The organism is Streptomyces galbus, assembly GCF_005280195.1.
Classification (GTDB): Bacteria; Actinomycetota; Actinomycetes; order Streptomycetales; family Streptomycetaceae; genus Streptomyces; species Streptomyces galbus.
This window is the reverse complement of the sequence record NZ_SZPR01000062.1, coordinates 1-6,253: the sequence shown is the minus strand read 5'-3', so window position 1 is coordinate 6,253 and position 6,253 is coordinate 1. Positions and strand designations below refer to the sequence as shown.

General features: G+C 74.3%; 7 protein-coding genes. 5 read left to right on the top strand and 2 right to left on the bottom strand.

The window, feature by feature from the left end:
* Nucleotides 1–168: 168 nt before the first annotated feature.
* The gene (locus E4U92_RS35545) at nucleotides 169–519 is read left to right on the top strand and encodes a cupin domain-containing protein (protein ID WP_137304583.1); all 351 of its coding nucleotides are present in this window, start codon (nucleotides 169–171) and stop codon (nucleotides 517–519) included.
* 220 nt (nucleotides 520–739) lie between these two features.
* Nucleotides 740–1,072, top strand: a complete 333-nt coding sequence (locus tag E4U92_RS36980; RefSeq protein WP_229863378.1) for a hypothetical protein — start codon at nucleotides 740–742, stop codon at nucleotides 1,070–1,072.
* 284 nt (nucleotides 1,073–1,356) lie between these two features.
* Here E4U92_RS36980 and E4U92_RS35535 read toward each other — a convergent pair whose 3' ends face one another.
* Nucleotides 1,357–2,520, bottom strand: a complete 1,164-nt coding sequence (locus E4U92_RS35535; RefSeq protein ID WP_229863388.1) for a nuclear transport factor 2 family protein — start codon at nucleotides 2,518–2,520, stop codon at nucleotides 1,357–1,359.
* A 94-nt stretch (nucleotides 2,521–2,614) separates the two neighbouring features.
* Here E4U92_RS35535 and E4U92_RS35530 point away from each other — a divergent pair, with 94 nt between their 5' ends.
* From E4U92_RS35530 to E4U92_RS35520, 3 genes are all read left to right on the top strand, one after another.
* A complete protein-coding gene (locus tag E4U92_RS35530) occupies nucleotides 2,615–3,565 on the top strand; it encodes a LysR family transcriptional regulator (RefSeq protein ID WP_137304581.1) in 951 nt (316 codons plus the stop codon).
* Complete coding sequence (locus E4U92_RS35525) at nucleotides 3,546–4,139, top strand: XRE family transcriptional regulator (RefSeq protein WP_168725285.1); 594 nt, start codon at nucleotides 3,546–3,548, stop codon at nucleotides 4,137–4,139. The genes E4U92_RS35530 and E4U92_RS35525 overlap by 20 nt, the downstream gene beginning before the upstream one ends.
* A 143-nt stretch (nucleotides 4,140–4,282) precedes the next feature.
* Nucleotides 4,283–5,143 (top strand): class I SAM-dependent methyltransferase, encoded by an 861-nt coding sequence (locus E4U92_RS35520; protein WP_137304579.1) that lies wholly within the window; start codon nucleotides 4,283–4,285, stop codon nucleotides 5,141–5,143.
* Between the two features lie 46 nt (nucleotides 5,144–5,189).
* Here the strand turns inward: E4U92_RS35520 and E4U92_RS35515 are convergent, their stop codons facing one another.
* Entirely contained in the window at nucleotides 5,190–6,059 is an 870-nt protein-coding gene (locus E4U92_RS35515; RefSeq protein WP_137304578.1) for a class II glutamine amidotransferase, read from the bottom strand.
* Nucleotides 6,060–6,253 lie beyond the last annotated feature (194 nt).

Here is a 6,253-nt window from a genome sequence, read left to right as displayed (position 1 = left end):
GTCCCGGGACAACACACCTAGGGCCTGCCACGCCCGGACGACCGGCGGCCAGGACATCGGGGTCGCGCCCACGCGACGCGGGCGCCCGGACACAACGTCTGGCCCGCCCCGCCAACTCCCCACAACCTGTCGCCCCCGCGGCGACGGCCCCCCGCCTAGGGTCGGCGCATGTCACTCGCGCAGACCCTCGCCGTCCACGTGGCCGACGTCGAACTCGAAGCAGAGCCCCTGGAACCCCAGCAGATCGTGTCCGGGAACCCGACGGTGACCGGAAAGGTCCTGTGGGGCTCCGAGGACAGCGGTCACTTCGGCGGCATCTGGCAGATCACGCCGGGAGTGGTCACCGACACCGAGGCGGACGAGATGTTCGTCGTCGTCAGCGGTTCGGCCACGGTGGAGGTGCAGGACGGGCCGACACTGCAACTCGAGCCCGGCGACATGGCCGTACTCCGCGAGGGCGACCGCACGACATGGACGGTGCACGAGACGCTGCGGAAGGTGTACGCGGTCCGCCCGTGACATGTCGGGCGCAGCGACGCACTGGAGAGCCCTCTCAACGGACTGTGGAGCCCGTCTCAGTCCAAGGCCCCGGAGGTCGAGCCGGCGTCCGGTCCGTCGCCCCGGTCCCGGTCCCGGCCGGCGAGGTGGACGTCCACCCGGAGCACCGGGGCAGGGGGCTGGGTGCCGCGCTGCTCGGCTGGACGCTGGCGAGGGCCCGCAGGCCGGCACCGACCGCGTCGTGCAGACCGTGCCGGACGCGGACACCGGCGCCGTGGCCCTGCTGCGCGCGCACGGCTACCGGCCTCTGGTGACGGCCTGGCTGCTGCACCACGTCACGTCGGCCGAGCCGGAGGTGCCCGAGTCTCCGGCGGGCATCACGGTGCGGCCCTTCCGCGCAGGCGACGGCCCCGCCGCGCACGTCCTCGTCCAGGACGCGTTCGACGATCGGCAGGAACGACGCCAGGAGTACGAGGAGTGGGCCTCCCACACCGTCGAGCGGCCTGCCTTCGCACCTGAGCAGTCGGCCCTGGCGTTCGCCGGGGACGGCCTGGTGGGCCTGCCCTGGCACTGAACGTGCCGGATGCGGACGAGGGTTACCTGGAGCAGGTCGCCGTCCGCCGCGACCACCGTGGTCGCGGCTCGCCCGACTCCTGCTGCGCCACACCTTCCGCGCCTTCCACCGGACGGAAGTTCACTCCTGCACGCTGTGGACGCACTCCGACACCGGCGCGCTCGGCCTGTATCTCCGAGCCGGTATGACGGTCCGGCACAGCTCAACGGTGTACCGCAAGGAGCTGGATCGACTCGGTGGGCGGCCCGGTGCCGTGGGTGCGGGGCCGTAGCACGGCCGCCCCCTCAAATGTGGCGGTGGTATGCCTTGTTGCCGATGCGCCAGCCGTCGTGTGCGGTGTGGACCAGCAGGAAGACGTCGGTGAACGTGTCCGTGCCGTGGGTGAGCGTCATGGTCGCGGTCGCGACCGACCCGTGGACGTCGATCGTGTCGACGCGCCGGGAGCGGTGCGGTTCGTCCGGTGCCGGCCGGCCGGGGAAGAGGGCGCAGTACTCGTCCAGGCTCCAGGAGACGAACGCGCCGTCCCTGACCCCCTCGACGTGGGCGGACGGCAGGAACGCCGCGCGGAAGTGGGCGGGATCGCCGGTGGCGTGTCCGCGGACGTAGGCGCGCAGGGGTGCGAGGACCGCCTCCCCGGCAGCCGGAACCGTCGCCGCCGCCGCGATGTCGGCCTCGGGGTCGACGGCTTCGTCGGCCACGCCCGTGGCGCTGCGCAGCGGAGTGTTCGACGCGTCGGCCAGCAGCGCCATGTCCTTGGCCAGCGCGCCGATCGTGAACTCGGCCGGGACCGCGGGTGCCCCGCCGAGGAGGAAGGGCCGCTTGCGGGCCACCAGACCGCCCAGCCCGCCGAGTTCGAGGATGTCCAGCGTGCGGTCACGGGGCAGGCCGAGGGCGTCGGCCTGCCGCAGCGCGTCACGCAGCGCGAGGACGGCCCCCGCGAGGCCGTTGTTGGCGATCAGCTTGAGCGCCGCCGCCGTGGCGGCGTCCGCCGCGTCCCGGACGGTGCCCAGCGCCTCCAGTACCGGCCGCGCCCGCGCGAGCGCTCCCGGATCGGCGGCGGCGAGGATGCGGAGCGCTCCGGCGGCGACCGCCGGCACCGAGCCGAGCACGGGGGCGTGGACGTACGACGGGCCGAACTGCCGGGCGAGGCGCGCCGCTTCGGCAGGGCCGATGGTGCTCGTGTTGACGACGACTGTGTCCGTCCGCAACGAGCCGTGGACGTCGTCGAGGACTTCCTGGCAGGCCGGGCCGTCGAACAGCGCCAGGAGGACGACGTCGGCCCGGGCCACGGCCTCGTGCGCCTTCCCGGCCCCCCGGACGGCCCCCGGTGCCCGCCGCCCCGAACGTGTCCAGCCGACGACGTCGTACCCCCGGGATGCGAGTCGTGCCGCCATCGCGCCGCCCATGCGTCCCAGACCGAGGACGGCGATCGTGTTCTGTGTGGTCATGAGTGCCACGGTGGTGCACCAGGACCCCTGCGACAAGCGCATATGTCGCAGGGCTGCCCTGCCACGCTCGCATGGCGGCGGCCATACTGGGGTCATGGATCTGACGGTGTGGCGAACGTTCGTGACCGTATGCCGCCTCGGCTCGCTCTCGGCGGCGGCGACGGAACTCCACCACACCCAGTCCGCCGTCTCCCGCCAGATCGCCGGACTGGAGCGGCAGTTCGGCGTCTCCCTGGTCGAGCGCCACGCACGCGGCGTGCGTCCGACCCCGGCCGGCGAGGTGTTCCGGCGCCACGCGCTGGCGACGCTCGACGAGGCCGACCGTGCCGTTCGCGCCGTACGGGACGTGCGTGACGGGCTGTCCGGCCGGACCCTGGCCGTCGGGGCGCCGCCCTCCCTCGCCGCGGGCCTCGTCCCGGAAGCCGTCCGGGACCTGCTGCGACGGGAAGGTGCCGTCCGCTGGAACCTGGTCCCCGCGCTGAGCGACCAGTTGCACCACCGGGTGCTCGCCGGCGACCTCGACATCGCCGTCGTCACCGACGCCCCGCCCGGGCTGGTCACCGACCCGAGGGTCGAACGGCGCTTCCTCGGACTGGACGAGATGGTCGTCGTCCTGCCCGCGGATCACCCCCGGGCCGGTAACGCGCGGGTGCCCGTCGAGGCGCTGGCCGACGAGACCTGGGCCGAGGACAACGACGGCTCCGCGGCCCTCCTGCGCCGGCACGCGGCCCGGGCCGGAGTCGACGCCCGTATCGACCTCACCGCCGCCGACCTGCCCGGGAAACTGGCCCTCGTCGCCACGGGCCACGCCATCGCACTGGTCCCCGGCGTCCTCACGCGGGCGCTGCGGGCCGACGTCACCGCCGTCGGCCTGGTGGACCCGCCGACCCGCGGCATCTACGCGATCACCCCCCGCCGGGACGCCCACCCCCTCACGGCGCCGCTCCTCGACCTGCTGGCCGGAGCCTTCGTTCCACACGGCCGGGACGAGCCCTCCGCTGCCGCCGCGGCATACGCTGTTGCGCATGACGCAAGAAGAGGGTGACCTGGACGGGCTCGTCCGCAAGCGGATCCGTGCCCTGCGGCTGGCGCAGGGCTGGTCCCTCGACGAGTTGGCCGCCCGCGCGCATCTCAGCCAGTCCACGCTGAGCCGCATCGAGAACGGCCGCCGCCGTCTCGCGCTGGACCAGCTCGTCACCCTCGCCCGAGCGCTGGACACCACGCTCGACCAGCTCGTGGAGACGGCCGCCGACGATGTGATCACCAGTCCGGTGATCGACAACGCCCGGGGCTCGATGCGCTGGCCCGTGAAGGGCGACCCGGGCATGAGCGTGGTGCGCCAGCGCCTGACCGACCCGCCGCCCGACACCCCGGCGCGCATGCGTGCCCACCCCGGACGCGAATGGCTCGTCGTCCTGTCCGGTACGGCTGTCCTGCTCCTCGGCAACCGCCGCTTCCGCGTCGAGACCCACCAGGCCGCCGAGTTCCCGACGATGATGCCGCACGCCATCGGCGCCGAGGGCGGTCCCTGCGACGTCCTGGGCATCTTCGACCGCGACGCACGCCGCGGCCACCAGCGCGGGACCGGTGAGAGCGACGCCCAGGACACCGGTGGGTGACCTCGAAGGAGCGGTACCGAGCGGCCTGCCGTGCCGTCCGCGGGGAGACGGTTTCTTGCGCGTCGGGCAGCACGGGCGGCGATCTCCTTGCGTGAACCGGGAGAGGTCATGCCGTGCGCGCATCAGCGCCCTAGCGTGACGGCATGAACCCAGCACACCCGCACACCCACCAGCACGTCCGACACGACAACGACGACTCCGACGGACTGGCGGAGCTCCTGGACCTCGACGCCGAGGTCCTCGCTGAGCACACCGCCTCCCTCCTCGCGTGGCTGCCGCTGGACACCGGCCCGCGGCAGGTCGTGGACCTGGGCTGCGGCACGGGCGCGGGCACCTTCGCGCTCCACGACCGCTTCCCCGACGCGTACGTCACCGCCGTGGACGCGTCCGCGGCACATCTGCGCCGCCTGCGCGCGAAGGCGTGCGCCCGCGGCCTGGAGGAGCGGGTACGCACCGTGCAGGCCGACCTCGACGACACCGCGTGGCCCGACCTCGGCACGCCGGACCTCGTGTGGGCGTCGGCCTCGCTGCACCACCTGGCCCACCCCGGGCGCGCCCTGGCCGCCGTCCGTGAACTGCTGGCGCCCGGTGGCCTGTTCGCCGTCGTCGAGCTGGCCGGCTTCCCCCGCTTCCTGCCCGAGGACGCCCCCGGGGACCGGCCGGGGCTGGAGGAGCGCTGCCACGCGGCGACCGACCGCCTCCAGGCGGAGCACACGCCCCACCGGGGCGCCGACTGGGGGCCCATGCTGACGGCGGCGGGCTTCACGGTCGAGGGCCGGCGCACCGTCGTCGTGGACATCGAGGGCACCCGCAGCGAAGCGGTCGGCCGCTACGCCCTCGCGGGTCTGCGGCGCATCCGCGGCGCGGCCGCCACCGCGCTCTCTGCGGAGGACCTCACGGCACTCGACCGGCTCCTCGACACCACCGGCCCGCACAGCATCCTGCGCCGCGACGACCTGGCCGTACGCACCGAACGCATGGTCTGGGCCGCACGCCGTACCTGACGCGGCTGCTCGGCCGGCACGGCGAAGGGGGACGCCCGATGCTGCCTCACGCGGTCCGCTGGGAGGCGGCCGCTTCGGGGTGCATGTCGTCCAGGGTGAGCCGGTGCGCGGGCGGATCGGGCAGCACGATCTGCCGGCTGACGCTCAGGTCCCGGCCCACGGTGAGCAGTTCACCGGGCTCCATCGCGCGCCAGCGGGGGCTGTCGTCCATGCGCTCGCTGGCGACGACCACGGCGCGCTGGCCGGACAGCTTCGCGGAGTGGACGCGCAGCCGGCCGTGACTGCCGCTGTGGTCGAGGTGCCGGTCGCCGTGCTCACCGCCGGCCGGCCGGTCGAGGACGTACAGGTCGTGGGTGTCGGGGTAGCGCAGCGCCCACAGCTCGTCGGGGGTGGTGAGGATCAGGTTGAGGGCGAAGACGGGCAGGTTCGCCGCGACCCAGCCGACGGCCTGGCGGACGCCCGCGCCGATGTCGCCGCCGTGGCGCCGGATCTCGCGGGTGATCAGGGCGAACAGCCGCTCGGAGTCGGTGTCGCCCCGCACCAGCGCCCGGTCCTCGCCCAGGTGGTCGTCGAGCCGGTCGAGCCCCTCGACGACCCCGTTGTGGGCGAAGAGGCGCCCGTCCTGCTCGAAGGGGTGGGTGTTGCGCGGTTCCAGGCTGCCGGTGGAGGCGAAGCGCACGTGGGCGACGAAGGTGGTCGACTCCACCTCGCGGGCCTCCCGGGCGAAGGCCTGGTCGCGGTAGGCCGCCAGGGGAGCCTTGTCGACGCGCGGGGTGCCGTCGGCGCCGAAGTGGCCGAGGCCCGTGCCGTCGGGATCGCGGTGACTCTGCCGGCTGAGGCTGTCGGGGGCGTCGAGCAGCCAGAACGTGGCGTGCGTACGGTGCGGGGCGCTGCTGAGGCCGAACAGACGGCACACGGTGGTCCTCCTGCGGGTCGGCCGGTCCTTCCCGGCTCCTGTCGTACCGCCAGTGTCGGCCGGGCCGGCGGACATTGCGGGTACCCGCGCCGTGGGCCGCTCCACCGGACGCCTGCGCAGCACCGCGGTGGTGTGACGCCCGGGTGGCGAGGCCGCGGCGCCGCCCGGTCGACCGACCTGCTCAGGGTCCGGGG

Bases quoted from the DNA above. Each gene is read 5' to 3' on its own strand.
- E4U92_RS35545 (WP_137304583.1), top strand. From the start codon at position 169: ATGTCACTCGCGCAGACCCTCGCCGTCCACGTGGCCGACGTCGAACTC.
- E4U92_RS35535 (WP_229863388.1), bottom strand. From the start codon at position 2,520: ATGACCACACAGAACACGATCGCCGTCCTCGGTCTGGGACGCATGGGC.
- E4U92_RS35530 (WP_137304581.1), top strand. From the start codon at position 2,615: ATGGATCTGACGGTGTGGCGAACGTTCGTGACCGTATGCCGCCTCGGC.
- E4U92_RS35525 (WP_168725285.1), top strand. From the start codon at position 3,546: ATGACGCAAGAAGAGGGTGACCTGGACGGGCTCGTCCGCAAGCGGATC.
- E4U92_RS35520 (WP_137304579.1), top strand. From the start codon at position 4,283: ATGAACCCAGCACACCCGCACACCCACCAGCACGTCCGACACGACAAC.